The following is an 18,108-nucleotide window of genomic DNA, read 5'->3' as shown; positions in this document are numbered from 1 at the left end:
CACCTCATACCCAAGTGGTCGGCGATTAACCGTCCTTCTCGATTTCACAGAGTAGCGGATGCTGGCTTTCCCTGGCGTATTGGTTGACCTGCATAGCCTTTGTTTCGGCGATGTCACGGGTAAACAATCCGCACACTGCCCGCCCTTCGGTATGGACGGTCAGCATGATCTTGGTCGCCAGCTCGCGGTTCAGATTGAAGAACGTCTCGAGCACTTCGACGACGAAATCCATCGGCGTGTAGTCATCGTTGAACAAAACCACCTTGTACATCGGTGGCGCCTGCAGGATCGGCTTGGCTTCCTGAACTGCAAGACCCGAGCCGTCGTCCTCATTCGATTGCGGGCGATCCTGATTGAATGTTAGTCGAATCTCACTAGGTGCATGCATGGAAAGAATTTCATCATGAGCGACAGGTTAAGGTTGTGGGTTGACTGCGAAGGGCACGGCCAGCGCAGGCGCCGGGCGACCTTGACTATCGGCAAAACGGTGTTACAACCAATAAGAACCCACCGTGGTCGATAAAGATCCGCGCAGTCAACCAGATTTTTCGCATGGTTCGTATGCGGATGAAGTGGATGATACTCCAGTGATGGAGTCCTTTGCAGAGGGACATAGGGATGGCAAGCGGTAAAGTCAAGTGGTTCAACAATGCCAAGGGCTACGGATTCATCAATGAAGAGGGCAAGACTGACGACTTGTTCGCTCATTATTCAGCCATCCAGATGGACGGGTACAAGACGCTCAAGGCCGGCCAGGCCGTGAGCTTCGACATCGTCCAGGGCCCCAAAGGCCTGCACGCGGTGAATATCAGCAGCGCCACTGCCGCCGCGGCCGCCAGGGCTCCGCACACCAGCAGCACTGCCGACGCCTGAACTGCCGCGCTGCCTGCCGGTACACGAAAAAACCGGCCGCCTCCTGACTGGAAGCGGCCGGTTTTCCGTTGCCTTACATATGCTTGATCATTTCATCGCCAAAGCCTGAACTGCTTACCAGCCTGGCGCCGTCCATCAGGCGTTCGAAGTCATAGGTCACGGTCTTGGCGGCAATCGCGCCATTGGTACCCTTGATGATCAGGTCCGCCGCCTCGGTCCAGCCCATGTGCCGCAGCATCATCTCCGCCGACAGGATCACCGAGCCCGGGTTGACCTTGTCCTGCCCGGCATACTTGGGCGCGGTGCCGTGGGTGGCCTCGAACATGGCCACGGTGTCGGACAGGTTGGCACCCGGCGCAATGCCGATACCGCCCACTTCCGCCGCCAGGGCATCGGACAGGTAGTCACCGTTGAGGTTGAGGGTGGCGATCACGTCGTACTCGGCCGGGCGCAGCAGGATCTGCTGCAGCATGGCGTCGGCGATGGCGTCCTTGACGATGACCTCACGGCCGCTCTTGGGGTTCTTGAACTTCATCCACGGGCCACCATCGAGCAACTCGGCCCCGAACTCGTCGCGCGCCACTTCATAGCCCCAGTCCTTGAAGGCACCCTCGGTGAACTTCATGATGTTGCCCTTGTGCACCAGGGTCAGCGACTCGCGGTCGTTGTCCACCACATACTGCAGGGCCTTGCGCACCAGGCGCTTGGTGCCTTCCTTCGACACCGGCTTGACGCCAATGCCACAGTCCTGGTCGAAGCGGATCTTGGTAACGCCCATTTCCTCCTTGAGGAACTTGATCACCTTGTTCGCCTCGGGCGAACCGGCCTTCCACTCGATGCCGGCATAGATGTCTTCGGAGTTCTCGCGGAAGATCACCATGTCCACATCGCCTGGCTTCTTCACCGGGCTGGGCACGCCCTGGAACCACAGCACCGGGCGCAGGCACACGTACAGGTCCAGCTGCTGGCGCAGGGCCACGTTGAGCGAACGGATACCGCCGCCCACCGGGGTGGTCAGCGGCCCCTTGATCGACACCACGTAATCACGCACGGCATCGAGGGTTTCCTGGGGCAGCCAGGTGTCCTGGTCGTACACCTGGGTGGCTTTTTCGCCGGCGTACACCTCCATCCAGGCGATCTTGCGCTTGCCGCCGTAGGCCTTCTGCACGGCGGCGTCGACCACTTTTATCATTACCGGCGAGACATCGACGCCAATCCCGTCGCCCTCGATATAAGGAATGATCGGGTTGTCGGGAACGTTGAGCGAATGGTCTGCATTGACGGTGATCTTCGCGCCGTCGGTCGGAACCTTGATTTTCTGGTATCCCATGCTTGCACTACTCCGCTGTCGGGTGTGATTGGACATCATGCGATCCACTGAGCCTAAACCACATCTGCCGACCTGCAAGGCATGCGACAACCCGCCACATTGCCGCTTAGTCTTTGGTCTTATAAATGGGCCGATATCACTTGGCCTTGCTGATTAGCCCGAATGGTTTGGTATACTCCGCCGCGACCGAAGGGTCATCGGGGCGATCCCTTGGAAAAATGCGGACCGCCCTTGGCCATGAATGGACACAAAGCCTGGCCACGAAGCCTGGACTGTTACCGCAGCCCAGCACTTGACGCTCGACTGATGCATCCACCATCACCGCTCGCAGCCTCTCGACTTTCCGCTCATGGCGTTGCCAGGGCGATGCGCCTACCCTGCGCACCACGAGACTCGAGCACGCTCAGCACACAGAGAGTTAACCCGCATGCCCACCCGTTCCAAGATCATCTATACCTTCACCGACGAAGCCCCCGCCCTCGCCACTTACTCGCTGCTGCCGATCATCGAAGCCTTCACCGCTTCGGCTGACATCGCCGTCGAAACCCGCGACATCTCCCTGGCTGGCCGTATCCTCGCCGCCTTCCCGGAGCAACTGGGCGCAGAGAAGCAAGTAGGCGATCACCTGGCGGAACTGGGCCAGCTGGCTACCACCCCTGAAGCCAACATCATCAAGCTGCCGAACATCAGCGCCTCGGTACCGCAGCTGAAAGCCGCGATCAAGGAACTGCAGGGCAAGGGCTTCAACATCCCTGACTACGCCGACGAGCCGGCCACCGCGGAAGAGAAAGAATCCCGCGCCCGCTACGACCGCATCAAAGGTTCCGCCGTGAACCCGGTCCTGCGCGAAGGCAACTCCGACCGCCGCGCGCCGCTGTCGGTCAAGAACTACGCCCGCAAGCACCCGCACAAGATGGGCGCCTGGGCTGCCGACTCCAAGTCGCACGTTGCCCACATGACCCAGGGTGACTTCTACGGCAGCGAGAAAGCCGCACTGATCGAAGCTGACGACAGCCTGCGCATCGAGCTGGTCGGCAAAGACGGCAACACCACCGTACTGAAAGAAAAGACTGCGGTAAAAGCTGCCGAAGTCATCGACTGCGCCACCATGAGCCGCAAGGCCCTGAAAGCCTTCATCGCCGAGCAGATCGCCGATGCCAAGGCTTCCGGCGTGCTGCTGTCGGTACACCTGAAAGCCACCATGATGAAGGTCTCCGACCCGATCATGTTCGGCGTCATCGTCGAAGAGTTCTACAACGACGTGCTGGCCAAGCACGCCGCCGCCCTGGCTGAAGTAGGCTTCAACGCCAACAACGGCATCGGCGACCTGTACGCCCGCATCAAGGACCTGCCAGCCGAGAAGCAGGCCGAGATCGAAGCCGACATCCAGGCCCTGTACGCCCAGCGTCCGGCCCTGGCCATGGTCAACTCCGACAAAGGCATCACCAACCTGCACGTGCCGAGCGACGTCATCGTCGACGCCTCGATGCCGGCCATGATCCGTGACTCGGGCAAGATGTGGAACGCCGCCGGCGAACTGCAGGATGCCAAGGCGATCATCCCGGACCGCTGCTACGCCGGCATCTACCAGGCCACCATCGAAGACTGCAAGGCCAACGGCGCCTTCGACCCGACCACCATGGGCAGCGTACCGAACGTCGGCCTGATGGCACAGAAGGCCGAAGAATACGGCTCCCACGACAAGACCTTCCAGATCAAGGCCGACGGCGTCGTGCGCGTGGTCGACAGCAAAGGCCAGGTCGTTCTCGAGCAGAACGTCGAAGCCGGTGACATCTTCCGCATGTGCCAGGTCAAGGACGCGCCGATCCAGGACTGGGTCAAGCTGGCCGTCAACCGTGCCCGCCTGAGCAACACCCCTGCAGTGTTCTGGCTGGACCCGGCCCGCGCCCACGACGGCGTGATGATCGAGAAGGTGCAGAAGTACCTGAAGGATCACGACACCTCCGGCCTGGACATCCGCATCCTGGCACCGGTCGACGCCATCAAGTTCTCCCTGGCCCGCATCCGCGAAGGCAAGGACACCATCTCGGTGACCGGCAACGTGCTGCGTGACTACCTGACCGACCTGTTCCCGATCATGGAACTGGGCACCAGCGCCAAGATGCTGTCGATCGTGCCGCTGATGAGCGGTGGCGGCCTGTTCGAAACCGGCGCCGGCGGTTCGGCACCGAAGCACGTGCAGCAGCTGGTGGAAGAGAACTTCCTGCGTTGGGACTCGCTGGGTGAATTCCTGGCCCTGGCCGCTTCCCTGGAGCACCTGGGCAACACCTACGACAACCCGCGCGCCAAAGTGCTGGCCAATACCCTGGACCAGGCCACCGGCAAGTTCCTCGACACCAACAAGTCGCCTTCGCGCAAAGTCGGTGGTATCGACAACCGCGGCAGCCACTTCTACCTGACCCTGTACTGGGCCCAGGCCCTGGCTGCGCAGAACGACGACGCTGCCCTGCAGGCACGCTTCGCACCACTGGCCAAGACCCTGACCGAGAACGAGGAGACCATCGTCGCCGAGCTCAACGCCGTCCAGGGCAAGCCGGCCGACATCGGTGGCTACTACGCCCCGGATGCCGAGCTGACCGCCAAGGTGATGCGCCCAAGCCAGACCCTGAACAGCGCCATTGCCGCCCTGTAAGGTTCGCTTGAAGTAACAGCACAAACCCCGGCCACGCACCGGGGTTTGTGCTTTCTGGCCCCCGGGGCTGCTTTGCAGCCCTTCGCGGGCACGCCCGCTCCCACAGGAAAAGTGCTTTCAGTCAGGCTGGCGCACCACTTGTGGGAGCGGGCATGCCCGCGAAGGGCCGCAAAGCGGCCCCCTCAATCGACAAGGAAACAACAATGACCTGGCAACCCCACATCACCGTCGCCACCATCGTCGAACACGAAGGCAAGTTCCTCTTCGTCGAAGAGTTCAAAGCCAACCAGCACGTCTTCAACCAGCCCGCCGGCCACCTCGAACCCAACGAGACCCTGCCCCAGGCCGCCCTGCGCGAAACCCTCGAAGAAACCGCCTGGGAAGTCGAGCTCACCGGCGTCGTAGGCATCTACCTGTACACCGCCCCAAGCAACGGCGTGACCTACCAGCGCATCTGCTTCGCCGCCCGCCCCGTGCGCCATCACGCCGACCTGGCGCTGGACAGCGACATCGTCCGCGCCGTGTGGCTGACCCGCGACGAACTGCTGGCCGACCCCGCCCGCTGGCGCAGCGAGCTGGTGCCACGCTGCCTCGACGACTACCTCAAAGGCCCCTTGCACAGCCTCGACCTGCTGCGCGACTGACGCGCCGCCGCAGGTTTGATAGAATCGGCGTTTTTCCCCCTTGATACACACCGGTAACCATGACCAGCCCAGCACTCAAAGACCCCGCCAAGACCCGCGTTATCGTCGGCATGTCCGGCGGCGTGGACTCTTCCGTCTCCGCCCTTCTGCTCATGGAGCAGGGCTACCAGGTGGAAGGGCTGTTCATGAAGAACTGGGAAGAAGACGACGGCACCGAATACTGCACCGCCCGTGAAGACCTGGCCGACGCCCAGGCCGTATGCGACCGCATCGGCATCAAGCTGCACACCGCCAACTTCGCCGCCGAATACTGGGACAACGTCTTCGAGCACTTCCTCGAAGAGTACAAGGCCGGCCGCACGCCCAACCCGGACATCCTCTGCAACCGCGAAATCAAGTTCAAGGCGTTCCTCGACTACGCCCTGTCGCTGGGTGCCGACCTGATCGCCACCGGCCACTACGTGCGCCGCCGCGACACCGGCGAGCTCACCGAACTGCTCAAGGGCCTGGACCCGAACAAGGACCAGAGCTACTTCCTGCACGCCGTCGGCGGCAAGGAAATCGCCCGCACCCTGTTCCCGGTTGGCGAGCTGGAAAAGCCCGAAGTACGCGCCATTGCCGAAAAGCACGGCCTGGCCACCGCCAAGAAGAAGGACTCCACCGGCATCTGCTTCATCGGCGAGCGCCGCTTCAGCGACTTCCTCAAGCAATACCTGCCGGCCCAGCCGGGCAACATCGAGACCACCGACGGTGAAGTGATCGGCCGCCACCACGGCCTGATGTACCACACCATCGGCCAGCGCCAGGGCCTGGGCATTGGCGGCCTGAAGGACGCCGGTGACGAGCCGTGGTACGTGCTGCACAAGGACCTGACCCGCAACGTGCTGGTGGTCGGCCAGGGCAATGAACACCCGTGGTTGTTCTCTCGCGCCCTGCTCGCTTCGGAAATTTTCTGGGTCAACCCGGTCGACCTCAGCAGCCCGCGCCAGCTCACCGCCAAGGTGCGCTACCGCCAGAGCGACCAGCAGTGCACCCTGGAACTGACCGAAAGCGGTTACCGTGCGGTGTTCGACGAACCGCAACGCGCCGTTACCCCGGGCCAGTCGGTGGTGTTCTACGACGGCGAAGTGTGCCTGGGCGGCGGCGTGATCGAAGCCGCCGAGCCGTGGAGCCCGCGCGCATGAGCAACCTGCAGGAGCAGCTGATTGCGTTGGGCGGTGTGTTCCAGGCCGCCGTACTGGTCGACCGCATCGCCCGCACCGGCCAGGCCAGCGAGGCCAACATCGGCTGCATGCTCGGTAGCCTGCTGGTCCGCGACCCCAAGGACACCCTGGAGGTGTTCGGCGGTGACGACCTGAACCTGCGCGACGGCTATCGCGCGCTGGTCGGCGCGCTGGAGCGCGACCCCAGCAGCCTGCAGCGCGAGCCGCTGCGCTACGCCCTGTCGATGCTGGGCCTGGAGCGCCAGCTGAACAAGCGCGGCGACCTGCTCGACACCATCGGCAACCGCCTGCCGCAAATCCAGTCCCAGGCCGAGCATTTCGGCCTGGTTCATGAAAACGTCATCGCTTCCAGTGGAGCCTTGTACCAGGACACCCTGAGCACCTTGCGCCAGCGCATCCAGGTACATGGCGATATGCGCTTCCTGCAGCAGGCCAGCAACGCTTCGAAGATCCGCGCCCTGCTGCTGGCCGGCATCCGCGCCGCACGCCTGTGGCGCCAGCTGGGCGGGCACCGCTGGCAGCTGGTATTCAGCCGGCGCAAGCTGTTGAACGAACTGTACGACATGATGCGTTCGCCTTCCTGAAAGGCGCACGCTGAACCCTGTGTAGGAGCAGCCTTGTGCTGCGAATGGGCTGCGCAGCAGCCCCAGGATTTCGGCCCCGGCACACCTTGTCGGGGCTGCTGCGCAGCCCATTCGCAGCACAAGGCTGCTCCTACACAGAGACCGCGACATGCTTTTCATGGGCCGACCTTTGGTCAGCCACCCGACCTGAGCGCATTTTTCATGTATGATATGCGCCCTTCCAAAAGCCTGACTGTCCGAGAACACCCCATGCAGCTTTCTTCGCTCACTGCGGTTTCCCCTGTAGACGGCCGTTATGCCGGCAAAACCCAGGCCTTGCGCCCCATTTTCAGCGAATTCGGCCTGATCCGTTTCCGCGCCCTGGTCGAAGTGCGCTGGCTGCAGCGCCTGGCCGCCCACCCGCAGATCGGCGAAGTGCCGGCGTTCTCCGCCGAAGCCAACGCCCTGCTGGACAGCCTGGCCACCGACTTCAAGCTCGAGCACGCCGAACGCGTCAAGGAAATCGAGCGCACCACCAACCACGACGTCAAGGCGATCGAATACCTCCTCAAGGAGCAGGCCGCCAAGCTGCCTGAGCTGGCCAAGGTCAGCGAGTTCATCCACTTCGCCTGCACCAGCGAGGACATCAACAACCTGTCCCACGCCCTGATGCTGCGCGCCGGCCGTGACGAAGTGCTGCTGCCGCTGATGCGCCAGATCGCCGATGCCATCCGCGCCCTGGCCCACGCCCACGCCGACGTGCCGATGCTGTCGCGCACCCACGGCCAGCCGGCTTCGCCGACCACCCTGGGCAAGGAACTGGCCAACGTCGTGTACCGCCTGGAGCGCCAGATCGCCCAGGTTGCCGCCGTACCGCTGCTGGGCAAGATCAACGGTGCCGTGGGCAACTACAACGCCCACCTGTCGGCCTACTCGCAGATCGACTGGGAGCAGAACGCCCGCGCCTTCATCGAAGACGAGCTGGGCCTGCAGTTCAACCCGTACACCACCCAGATCGAGCCGCACGACTACATCGCCGAGCTGTTCGACGCCATCGCCCGCTTCAACACCATCCTGATCGACTTCGACCGCGATGTGTGGGGCTACATTTCGCTGGGCTACTTCAAGCAGAAGACCGTTGCCGGCGAAATCGGCTCGTCGACCATGCCGCACAAGGTCAACCCGATCGACTTCGAAAACTCCGAAGGCAACCTGGGTATCGCCAACGCGCTGTTCCAGCACCTGGCCAGCAAGCTGCCGATCTCGCGCTGGCAGCGTGACCTGACCGACTCCACCGTGCTGCGCAACCTGGGCGTGGGCTTTGCCCACAGCGTCATCGCCTACGAAGCCAGCCTGAAAGGCATCGGCAAGCTGGAAGTCAACGAAGCCCGCATCGCCGCCGACCTGGACGCTTGCTGGGAAGTGCTGGCCGAGCCGATCCAGACCGTGATGCGCCGCTTCAACATCGAAAACCCCTACGAGAAGCTCAAAGAGCTGACCCGTGGCAAGGGCATCACCCCGGAAGCGCTGCTGACCTTCATCGACGGCCTGGACATGCCAGCCGAAGCCAAGGCCGAGCTCAAGCAGCTGACCCCTGCTACTTACATCGGCAACGCGGCAGCACAGGCCAAACGCATCTAAGCTGACCGTCGCGTTCAACGCCCGGCCTGGCCGGGCGTTTTTATTCCCGAACGAAAATTACATTTTTTCAATAGGTTGAACATGAATCCTGATACTCCACTGCAGCTGCTGGGCGGCATCTCGGCCCGCGAATTCATGCGCGACTACTGGCAGAAGAAGCCGCTGCTGGTGCGCCAGGCCTTCCCGGACTTCATCAGCCCGATCGACCCCGACGAGCTGGCCGGCCTGGCCCTGGAAGAGGAAGTAGAGTCGCGTATCGTGCTCGAGCACGGCGCGCACCCGTGGGAGCTGCGCCGCGGCCCGTTCACCGAAGATACCTTTGCCGAGCTGCCGGAAAAGGACTGGACCCTGCTGGTGCAGGCCGTGGACCAGTTCGTCCCGGAAGTAGCCGAACTGCTGGAAAACTTCCGCTTCCTGCCCAGCTGGCGCATCGATGACGTGATGATCAGCTTCGCCGCCCCCGGTGGCAGCGTCGGCCCGCACTTCGACAACTACGACGTGTTCCTGCTGCAGGGCCACGGCCAGCGCAACTGGAAAATTGGCCAGATGTGCAGCAGCGACAGCTCGCTGCTGGAGCACGCCGACCTGCGCATCCTCGCCGACTTCGAGCAGAGCGATGAGTGGACCCTGGAGCCGGGCGACATGCTTTACCTGCCACCACGCCTGGCCCACTACGGCGTGGCCGTGGACGACTGCCTGACCTACTCGGTAGGCTTCCGCGCGCCAAGCGCCGCTGAAGTACTGACCCACTTCACCGATTTCCTCGGCCAGTTCCTGCCCGACGAAGAACGCTACAGCGACGCCGATGCCCAGCCGGCCAGCGACCCGCACCAGATCCAGCACGACGCCCTCGACCGCCTCAAGGCGCTGCTCGACAAGCACATGGGCGACAAGGACCTGCTGCTGACCTGGTTCGGCCAGTTCATGACCGAGCCACGCTACCCCGAGCAGATCGTCGGTGAAGAGCTGTCCGAGGAAGAGCTGATCGATGCCCTGGAACAAGGCGCCATCCTGATCCGCAACCCGAGCGCCCGCCTGGCCTGGTCGGAGTTCGAAGAAGACCTGCTGCTGTTCGCCAGCGGCCGCAGCTGCCCGCTGCCGGGCAAACTGCGCGAGCTGCTGAAGCTGGTTTGCGCGGCCGACGCCCTGCACATCGACAACCTGGGCGAATGGCTGCAGGATGAAGATGGCCTTATGCTGGTACAGCAGCTGGTCAAACAAGGAAGCCTGGGATTCGCCAATGAATAAGATTCGTGTGCGCCTCGCCGACTGGCACAAGGACAACGCCGACATCCGCCGCATCCGCGAAGCGGTGTTCATTGCCGAACAGCACGTGCCGCCGGAGCTGGAGTGGGACTCGGATGACCCGACCGCCGCGCACTTCCTGGCCCTGGAAGGCGACTACCCGATCGGCACCGCGCGCCTGCTGCCTGACGGCACCATCGGCCGGGTCTCGGTACTGAAGGACTGGCGCGGGCTGAAGGTGGGTGACGCGCTGATGAACGCGGTGATTGTCGAAGCACAGAACCGCGACCTGAAGCAGCAAATGCTCAGCGCCCAGGTGCACGCCACGCCGTTCTACGAGCGGCTGGGCTTTCGCGTAGTCAGCGAAGAGTTCCTCGAAGCCGGCATCCCGCACGTGGACATGGTGCGCGACTCGCGCGCCTGATCCCTGTACCGGCCTCTTCGCGGGCTTGCCCGCTCCCACAAGGACCCCACAGATATTGAATGCTGTGCAGTACCTGTGGGAGCGGGCAAGCCCGCGAAGAGGCCGGCACAGCAAAATACATCTTCCCTGACAAAAACCTGTACATCCATCCAGATAAAACTTGCCTCCGCGCCCTCTCTTGCGCATCCTATCGCCCATCACCCCCGATGAAGCGTCCCCGGCCATGCGCCTGTTCCTCTGCGAAAAACCCTCCCAGGCAAAAGACATCGCCAAAGTGCTCGGCGCCAACCGCAAGGGCGATGGCTGCTGGCAAGGCACCGACGTCTGCGTGACCTGGTGCATCGGCCACCTGCTGGAAACCGCCCCGCCCGACAGCTACGACGAACGCTACAAGCGCTGGAACCTGGCCGATCTGCCGATCATCCCGGAAAAGTGGAAGATGCTGGTCAAGCCCAAGACCGCCAGCCAGTTCAAGGCGGTCAAGCGCCTGCTCGGCGAAGCGCGCGAACTGGTGATCGCCACCGACGCCGACCGCGAAGGCGAAATGATCGCCCGCGAACTGGTCGAGCATTGCCGCTACCGCGGCCCGGTGCAGCGCCTGTGGCTGTCGGCACTGGATGACGCGTCCATTCGCAAGGCCCTGGCGCGGCTGCTGCCGGGCCACGAAACCTTCAACCTGTACCACTCGGCGCTGGGCCGTTCGCGCGCAGACTGGCTGATCGGCATGAACATGAGCCGGCTGTTCACCCTGCTGGGCCGCCAGTCGGGCTATCAGGGCGTGCTGCCGGTGGGCCGGGTGCAAACGCCCACCTTGCGCCTGGTGGTCGACCGCGACCGCAGCATCGCCGACTTCGTGCCGGTACCGTTCTGGACCATCGACGTGCAGCTCGAACACGCAGGCTTTGGCTTCAACGCCCAGTGGCGCGCGCCCGAGGACGCCTGCGACGACCAGGGCCGCTGCCTGAACCAGGCCCTGGCGCAGCAGACTGCCGCCGACATCGGCAATGCGGGTACAGCCCGGGCCGTGAAGGTGACCACCGAGCGCGTGCGTGAAGCGGCACCCCTGCCCTTCGACCTTGGCACCCTGCAGGAGCTGTGCTCGAAAAAGTTCGGCCTCGGCGCCCAGGAAACCCTCGACATCGCCCAGGCCCTGTACGAAACCCACAAGCTGATCACCTACCCGCGCAGCGACTGCGGCTACCTGCCGCAAAGCCAGCACGCCGAAGCGCCAGCCATCCTCGCCGCCCTGCAACGGGCCGATGCCAGCCTGGCGCCGCTGCAGCCCTACCTGGAGCCGCAACGCCGTTCACGGGCGTGGAACGATGCCAAGGTCAGCGCCCACCACGGCATCATCCCCACCGCCGCCGCCAGCGACCCGTCGCGCCTGCCAGCCAAGCACAAGGCGGTTTACACCCTGATCCGCGCCCGCTACCTGGCGCAGTTCCTGCCCAACCACGAGTACGACCGTACCCAGGCCGACTTCGACTGCGCCGGCCATGCCCTGCGTGCCGTAGGCAAGCAGATCGTCGAACCAGGCTGGCGCCGTGCGCTGCCCGAGGCGCTGACCCCGGCCAAGGGCCGCGAGGCACCACCGGCCCAGGTGCTGCCGGCGCTGCGCGAAGGCCAGGACTGCACAGTGCAGGGCCTGCAACTGAAAGACCTGTGGACCCAGCCGCCCAAGCCGTTTACCGAAGGCGACCTGATCAAGGCAATGAAGAACGTGGCCAAGCTGGTGGACGACCCGCGGTTGAAGCAGAAGCTCAAGGAAACCACTGGTATCGGCACCGAAGCCACCCGCGCCAGCATCATCCAGGGCCTGCTTGACCGCGGCTACCTGGTGAAGAACGGCAAGGCGCTGTCCGCCACCCCTGCGGCCTTCAGCCTGATCGACGCCGTGCCACGCGCCATTGCCGACCCAGGCACCACGGCTATCTGGGAGCAGGCGCTGGACATGGTGCAGAGTGGCGAGATGACGCTGGAGGAGTTCGTCGCCCGGCAGTCGGCATGGATGGGCAAGCTGGTCGAACGGTGCAGCGGCATGCGCATGACCATCAGCGGGCCGGCAGCCGGGGCTGCGCCGCCGTGGAAGAAGAAGCGTCGGGGTGGCGGGAAGGGCAAAGCGGCCGCAGGCAAGCCAAGACAGCCTCGAAAAAAGGCGACAACCTGAAGATTTTGCACTTTCAGGTCAGGCCCCTTCGCGGGTGAACCCGCTCCCACATTTACAGCGCCGACCTCGAGACCGGTGATGACTCTGTGGGAGCGGGTTTACCCGCGAAAGGGCCAGGACAGGCAACACAACAACGCGAGGTAAACCACAAACCCGGCCAATGCATTGGCGACATGAAATTTACCTGCTAAATTTTCATGAAAATAAACACAATAATTTTCATGAGACCCCTGCATGTTCAAACAATCCGCCCAGCACGTCGCCAGCTACTACGCCCAGACCTACCCCGCCAGCATTCCCCTGCACCCTACCCTGCAAGGCAGCCACGACACCGAAGTCCTGATCATTGGCGCCGGCTTCAGCGGCCTGCACACCGCCTTGCGCCTGACCCAGGCTGGCAAGCGCGTAACGCTGCTGGAAGCCAGCCGCGTGGCCTGGGCCGCGTCCGGCCGCAACGGCGGCCAGGCACTGCTCGGCTGGTCGTGCGACATGCCGCCGCTGGAAAAGGCCTTGGGCGTCGAACGCACCCAACGCCTGTGGGCCAGCATGTGCTGGGCCGCCGATGAAATGCGCGAACTGCCCGAGCGCCATGGCTTCGACATCGACTACCGGCTGGGCAGCCTGTGGACCGCCGTGCTGCCGCGCCGGGTAAATATGCTGGAAGAAGCCCTGCACGAGGCCGAACACAAATGGGGCTACGACGCCCTGCGCCTGATCGGCCGCGACGAGCTGCCGCAATGGATCGACAGCCCGCGCTACCAGGCCGCGCTATACGACGCCAATGGCGCCCACCTCAACCCGCTGAAGCTGGCCCAGGGCCTGGCCAGCACCATCGAGGCGGCTGGCGGGCGGATCTACGAACAGAGCCGGGTGCTCGACTACCAGAAAGCCGGCGACGGCTATGTGGCCCGTACCGACCGCGGCGAAGTACGCTGCCAGGTGCTGGTGCTGGCCTGCAACGCCTACATCGACCGCCTCGACCGCAACCTGTCGCGCCGCCTGTTGCCGGTTGGCTCCTATCAGGTAGCCACCGCACCGCTGGATGCCAACTTCGCCCAGTCGCTACTGCCGCGCAACAGTTGCGTGATCGACAACCAGTTCGTGCCCGACTATTTCCGCCTCACCCCGGACCATCGCCTGCTGTTCGGCGGCGGCTGCACCTACCTGGGCGGTATTCCCAAAGATGTCGCCAGCGCCACCCGCCCCTACCTGAAGCGGGTGTTCCCGCAGCTGGCCGGGGTGGCCATCGACTATGCCTGGGGCGGCCATATCGACTGCAGCATCCAGCGCACCCCGGATGTCGGTCGCGAGGGCCAGCGCTACTGGCTGCAGGGTTTCTCTGGCCATGGCGTGCTGCCTACACTGGCGGCGGCGCGGGCGGTCAGCGATGCCATTCTTGGCGACGACGACCTGCTGACGCTGTACCAAGGCATCGACAACGGCCGCTTCCCCGGCGGAGACCTGCTGGCAGCACCGCTGGAAGCTGCGGCCAAGGCCTGGTACCGGATGCGCGACCGCGTCTGATCGGTTGACACAGCCCGTTGTAGGAGCGGCCTTGTGTCGCGAAAGGGCTGCAAAGCAGCCCCAGAGTTTCAGCACAGATGCACACATTGCCGGGGGCTGCCTTGCAGCCCTTTCGCGACACAAGGCCGCTCCTACAAGGGACCGAGCAGGGCCGGGAGTGCCCCACAAATTCCAGTACCAGGCAAAATACCTCCTATTCTCAATAGCTCCCTTCGCTTCCTGCACACAGGAGACCCGACCATGAGCTATGTAACTACAAAGGACGGCGTTCAGATCTTCTACAAGGACTGGGGCCCGCGCGATGCACCGGTTATCCACTTCCATCACGGCTGGCCTCTCAGCGCCGACGACTGGGATGCCCAGTTGCTGTTCTTCCTCGCCCACGGTTACCGCGTGGTCGCCCACGACCGCCGCGGCCATGGCCGTTCCAGCCAGGTATGGGACGGCCACGACATGGACCACTACGCCGACGATGTGGCGGCGGTCGTCGCTCACCTGGGCATCCAGGGCGCCGTACATGTCGGCCACTCGACCGGTGGCGGTGAAGTGGTGCGCTACATGGCCCGGCACCCTGAAGACAAGGTGGCCAAGGCCGTGCTGATCGCCGCCGTACCACCACTGATGGTGCAGACGCCCGCTAATCCCGGTGGCCTGCCCAAATCGGTGTTCGACGGCTTCCAGGCCCAGGTCGCCAGCAACCGTGCGCAGTTCTACCGGGATGTACCGGCCGGGCCGTTCTACGGCTACAACCGCCCCGGTGCAGAAGCCAGCGAAGGCATCATCGGCAACTGGTGGCGCCAAGGCATGATTGGCAGTGCCAAGGCCCATTACGATGGCATCGTGGCGTTTTCCCAGACCGACTTCACCGAAGACCTGAAGGGCATCACCCAGCCGGTGCTGGTGATGCACGGCGACGATGACCAGATCGTACCGTATGAAAATTCCGGGGTGCTGTCGGCGAAGCTACTGCCTAACGGCACACTCAAGACCTACAAAGGCTACCCGCATGGCATGCCGACCACCCATGCCGATGTGATCAATGCGGATTTGCTGGCGTTTATCCGTAGCTGATGTGATGGCCTGTACCGCCCCTTTCGCGGGCGCGCCCGCTCCCACAGGTACTGCACAGGTATCGAAATGTGCAGGTAACCTGTGGGAGCGGGCATGCCCGCGAAAGGGCCGGCACTGGCAACACACCTCCCCCAGGATTACCATGTCACCCTTCTAGTGCGGCCCTTTGCCGCCCCCTGCCTCCCTGCCTGCCAAAACCCCATGCCCTTCGAACTCACCGTAGAACCCCTCACCCTGCTGATCCTGGCCCTGGTCGCCTTCGTCGCCGGCTTCATCGATGCCATCGCCGGCGGTGGCGGCCTGCTCACCACCCCGGCGCTACTCACCGCAGGCATGCCGCCGCACCTGGTACTGGGCACCAACAAGCTCAGCTCTACCTTCGGCTCGGCCACCGCCGGCTTCACCTACTACAGGCGCAAGCTGTTCCACCCGGCGCAATGGCGCCCGGCATTGTTCGCCACCTTGGTCGGTGCTTTGCTCGGTGCAGTGATCGCCCACTACATGCCGGCCGAATGGCTGAACAAGATGTTGCCGGTGATCGTCTTCGCCTGTGGCGTCTACCTGCTGTTCGGCGGCACGCCCAAGGCGCCGCTGGATGCCGATGCGCCGATCAGGAAAAAGTGGCAAGTGCCGCAAGGCTTCACCCTGGGCTTCTATGACGGCGTGGCCGGCCCGGGCACCGGGGCGTTCTGGACGGTCAGCACCCTGCTGCTCTACCCCATCGACCTGGTCCGTGCCAGCGGCGTGGCGCGCAGCATGAACTTCGTCAGCAACATCGCAGCGCTGACGGTGTTCATCATTTCCGGGCAGGTGGACTACATCGTCGGCCTGTGCATGGGCCTGTCGGTGATGGTTGGCGCCTTCTTCGGCGCACGCACGGCGATCAGTGGCGGCAGCAAGTTCATCCGCCCAGTGTTCATCACCGTGGTGCTGGCATTGACCGTGCGCCTAGCGTGGCAGCACTGGTTCGGCCAAGCCTAGGCGGCGCGCAACGTACAGATCGATCAAGTACCGGGCAATCGACCGCCCAGCCGGCAGCGGCGGCAGGTCGTGGACGCTGAACCATTTGGCGTCCTCGATCTCGTCCGGCTGCATGACGATATCGCCGCCGGCATACTCGGCATGGAAGCCCAGCATCATCGAATGCGGGAACGGCCAGCACTGGCTGCCGACGTACTGGATGTTCCTTACTTCCACCGCCACCTCTTCACGCACTTCGCGCACCAGGCAGTCCTCGGCCGACTCGCCCGGCTCGGCAAAGCCTGCCAGGGTGCTGTACACCCCGGTGACGAAGCGTGGCGAACGCGCCAGCAGGATTTCGTCGCCACGGGTCACCAGCACGATCATGCTTGGCGAAATGCGCGGATAGCTGCGCAGGTCGCAAGGCTGGCAGTACATTGCCCGTTCCCAGCGGATCTGCGTCATTGCCTGGCCGCAGCTGCCGCAAAAACGGTGCTCGCGGGCCCAGGTGCCGATCTGCGCGGCATAGCCCAGCACTTTGTAGGTGTCGAAGTCACCCTCGAGCATGAACGCGCGCAGGCCGCGCCAGGCGCAGCCGGGCACGTCGGTGGCGCTGCGCAGCTCCAGCAGGAACACCGGCTGGCCGTCGAAGTGGCCGATGCCGTGCTCGCACAGCACATCGAGGTCCTGGCGCTTGAGCCAGTCGCGAGGGAACAGCGCGCCGTTGTCGTCCACCAGGAACCCTTCCGGGCTGCGGGCCACGGCCAGCCCCCCGGTGATCTGCGGGTCGATTACTGCGGTAGTCCAGCGTGCTGACATGTCGGGGGTTCCCTTACTGCGCGTCCCCCGGCCTGATCAGTCGGCGAACGTCGGTTTCTGTTTGCTCATGTGCGCCGCCACCGCCACGCGCAGGTCTTCGGACTGCAGCATCGCGGCGTTCCAGGTGGCGATGTACTCCAGGCCATCGTCGATGCGATGGTCACGCATGTAGCTGAGCATTTCCTTGGTGCCGGCCACGGCGATCGGCGATTTTGCGGCAATCTCGCCGGCGATGGCAAAGACCCCGTCCATCAGCGCGGCCTGATCATCATAGACCCGGTTGACCAGGCCGATGCGCAGCGCCTCTTCGGCCTCGACATTGCGCCCGGTGAAAGCCAGCTCACGCATCATGCCGTCACCGATGATACGAGGCAAACGTTGCAGTGTGCCGACATCGGCGGCCATGCCCATGTCGATTTCCTTGATCGAGAACTGCGCGTCGCTGCTGCAGTAGCGCATGTCGCAGGCCGAGATCAGATCGATGGCGCCGCCAATGCAGTAACCCTGCACCGCGGCCAGCACCGGCTTGCGGCATTTGTCCACGGCATTGAACGACGCCTGCAGGCGCAGGATGGTGCTGCGCAGGAAGCGTGCGTTACGGCCCACGTCCTTGCCCATCTGCCCGGCCAGCGAAGCCAGCATCATCAGGTCGATACCAGCGGAAAAATGCTTGCCGGCACCGCTGATCACCACCGCCCGCACCGCGTCGGTGTCGTCGACCCACCGGAAGATGTCGATGATCTCCTCCCAGAAGGCCGCGTTCATCGCATTGCGCTTGTCCGGGCGGTTGATCTGAACGTGGGCGATGCTGTCGGTCAGTTCGACCTTGAATGCGCTGTACTCGGTCACGGGCGGCACTCCTGCGGGTGAAGGGTTCATGGCACGGATGGTAACCCACCCCGATGACCGCACTTGTGCCAAAAACGGGACTTTACGCCTTGCCTAAGACGCGCTGATCCGGCACCGTGCGC

The 18,108-nt window shown here is 63.8% G+C and carries 16 protein-coding genes; 12 read left to right on the top strand and 4 right to left on the bottom strand.

Annotation, left to right across the window (positions count from 1 at the left end; translation table 11 throughout):
• Window positions 1-25 precede the first annotated feature (25 nt).
• On the bottom strand, window positions 26-388 hold the full coding sequence (clpS, locus tag ABIB24_RS09240; protein ID WP_013973290.1) for an ATP-dependent Clp protease adapter ClpS: 363 nt from the start codon (window positions 386-388) through the stop codon (window positions 26-28).
• A 230-nt stretch (window positions 389-618) separates the two neighbouring features.
• On the opposite strand from clpS, the gene cspD reads away from it, so the two are divergent.
• Window positions 619-873, top strand: coding sequence for a cold shock domain-containing protein CspD (cspD, locus tag ABIB24_RS09235; RefSeq protein WP_025339775.1), 255 nt, complete (start codon window positions 619-621; stop codon window positions 871-873).
• A 73-nt stretch (window positions 874-946) separates the two neighbouring features.
• Here cspD and icd read toward each other — a convergent pair whose 3' ends face one another.
• Window positions 947-2,203, bottom strand: a complete 1,257-nt coding sequence (gene icd, locus ABIB24_RS09230) for an NADP-dependent isocitrate dehydrogenase (protein WP_025339776.1) — start codon at window positions 2,201-2,203, stop codon at window positions 947-949.
• Window positions 2,204-2,630: 427 nt separating this feature from the next.
• Here icd and ABIB24_RS09225 point away from each other — a divergent pair, with 427 nt between their 5' ends.
• The 11 genes from ABIB24_RS09225 to ABIB24_RS09175 all read left to right on the top strand — a co-directional run bounded on the left by ABIB24_RS09225 (window position 2,631) and on the right by ABIB24_RS09175 (window position 16,339).
• Complete coding sequence (locus ABIB24_RS09225; RefSeq protein WP_085664675.1) at window positions 2,631-4,856, top strand: NADP-dependent isocitrate dehydrogenase; 2,226 nt, start codon at window positions 2,631-2,633, stop codon at window positions 4,854-4,856.
• 203 nt (window positions 4,857-5,059) lie between these two features.
• On the top strand, window positions 5,060-5,500 hold the full coding sequence (locus tag ABIB24_RS09220; protein ID WP_025339778.1) for an NUDIX hydrolase: 441 nt from the start codon (window positions 5,060-5,062) through the stop codon (window positions 5,498-5,500).
• A gap of 59 nt (window positions 5,501-5,559) precedes the next feature.
• Entirely contained in the window at window positions 5,560-6,684 is a 1,125-nt protein-coding gene (gene mnmA, locus ABIB24_RS09215) for a tRNA 2-thiouridine(34) synthase MnmA (protein WP_025339779.1), read from the top strand.
• A complete protein-coding gene (hflD, locus tag ABIB24_RS09210; RefSeq protein WP_015270973.1) occupies window positions 6,681-7,307 on the top strand; it encodes a high frequency lysogenization protein HflD in 627 nt (208 codons plus the stop codon). Before mnmA ends, hflD begins: the two co-directional genes overlap by 4 nt.
• 249 nt (window positions 7,308-7,556) lie before the next feature.
• The gene (gene purB / locus ABIB24_RS09205; RefSeq protein WP_013973297.1) at window positions 7,557-8,927 is read left to right on the top strand and encodes an adenylosuccinate lyase; all 1,371 of its coding nucleotides are present in this window, start codon (window positions 7,557-7,559) and stop codon (window positions 8,925-8,927) included.
• 81 nt (window positions 8,928-9,008) lie between these two features.
• On the top strand, window positions 9,009-10,175 hold the full coding sequence (locus tag ABIB24_RS09200; RefSeq protein WP_085590573.1) for a ribosomal protein uL16 3-hydroxylase: 1,167 nt from the start codon (window positions 9,009-9,011) through the stop codon (window positions 10,173-10,175).
• Window positions 10,168-10,596, top strand: coding sequence for a GNAT family N-acetyltransferase (locus tag ABIB24_RS09195; protein WP_003258855.1), 429 nt, complete (start codon window positions 10,168-10,170; stop codon window positions 10,594-10,596). The genes ABIB24_RS09200 and ABIB24_RS09195 overlap by 8 nt, the downstream gene beginning before the upstream one ends.
• Before the next feature lie 223 nt (window positions 10,597-10,819).
• Window positions 10,820-12,763 (top strand): DNA topoisomerase III, encoded by a 1,944-nt coding sequence (locus ABIB24_RS09190; protein WP_354316349.1) that lies wholly within the window; start codon window positions 10,820-10,822, stop codon window positions 12,761-12,763.
• Between the two features lie 234 nt (window positions 12,764-12,997).
• Window positions 12,998-14,287 (top strand): NAD(P)/FAD-dependent oxidoreductase, encoded by a 1,290-nt coding sequence (locus tag ABIB24_RS09185; RefSeq protein ID WP_137164366.1) that lies wholly within the window; start codon window positions 12,998-13,000, stop codon window positions 14,285-14,287.
• Between the two features lie 240 nt (window positions 14,288-14,527).
• Entirely contained in the window at window positions 14,528-15,358 is an 831-nt protein-coding gene (locus ABIB24_RS09180; RefSeq protein WP_075045649.1) for an alpha/beta fold hydrolase, read from the top strand.
• A gap of 201 nt (window positions 15,359-15,559) precedes the next feature.
• Window positions 15,560-16,339, top strand: coding sequence for a TSUP family transporter (locus ABIB24_RS09175; protein ID WP_013973303.1), 780 nt, complete (start codon window positions 15,560-15,562; stop codon window positions 16,337-16,339).
• Here ABIB24_RS09175 and nudC read toward each other — a convergent pair.
• Together nudC and ABIB24_RS09165 are read right to left on the bottom strand one after the other, a co-directional pair.
• Complete coding sequence (gene nudC / locus ABIB24_RS09170; protein WP_274078710.1) at window positions 16,307-17,137, bottom strand: NAD(+) diphosphatase; 831 nt, start codon at window positions 17,135-17,137, stop codon at window positions 16,307-16,309. The two genes, ABIB24_RS09175 and nudC, sit on opposite strands and share 33 nt — an antisense overlap.
• 36 nt (window positions 17,138-17,173) lie before the next feature.
• Complete coding sequence (locus tag ABIB24_RS09165; RefSeq protein WP_274078709.1) at window positions 17,174-17,986, bottom strand: crotonase/enoyl-CoA hydratase family protein; 813 nt, start codon at window positions 17,984-17,986, stop codon at window positions 17,174-17,176.
• Between the last annotated feature and the right edge of the window lie 122 nt (window positions 17,987-18,108).

The sequence above is a fragment of the Pseudomonas sp. UYEF17 genome, from assembly GCF_040546125.1.
GTDB classification, from domain to species: Bacteria; Pseudomonadota; Gammaproteobacteria; order Pseudomonadales; family Pseudomonadaceae; genus Aquipseudomonas; species Aquipseudomonas putida_Z.
Note: the sequence above shows the minus strand (reverse complement) of the source record. Positions and strands in the feature narration are given on the sequence as shown.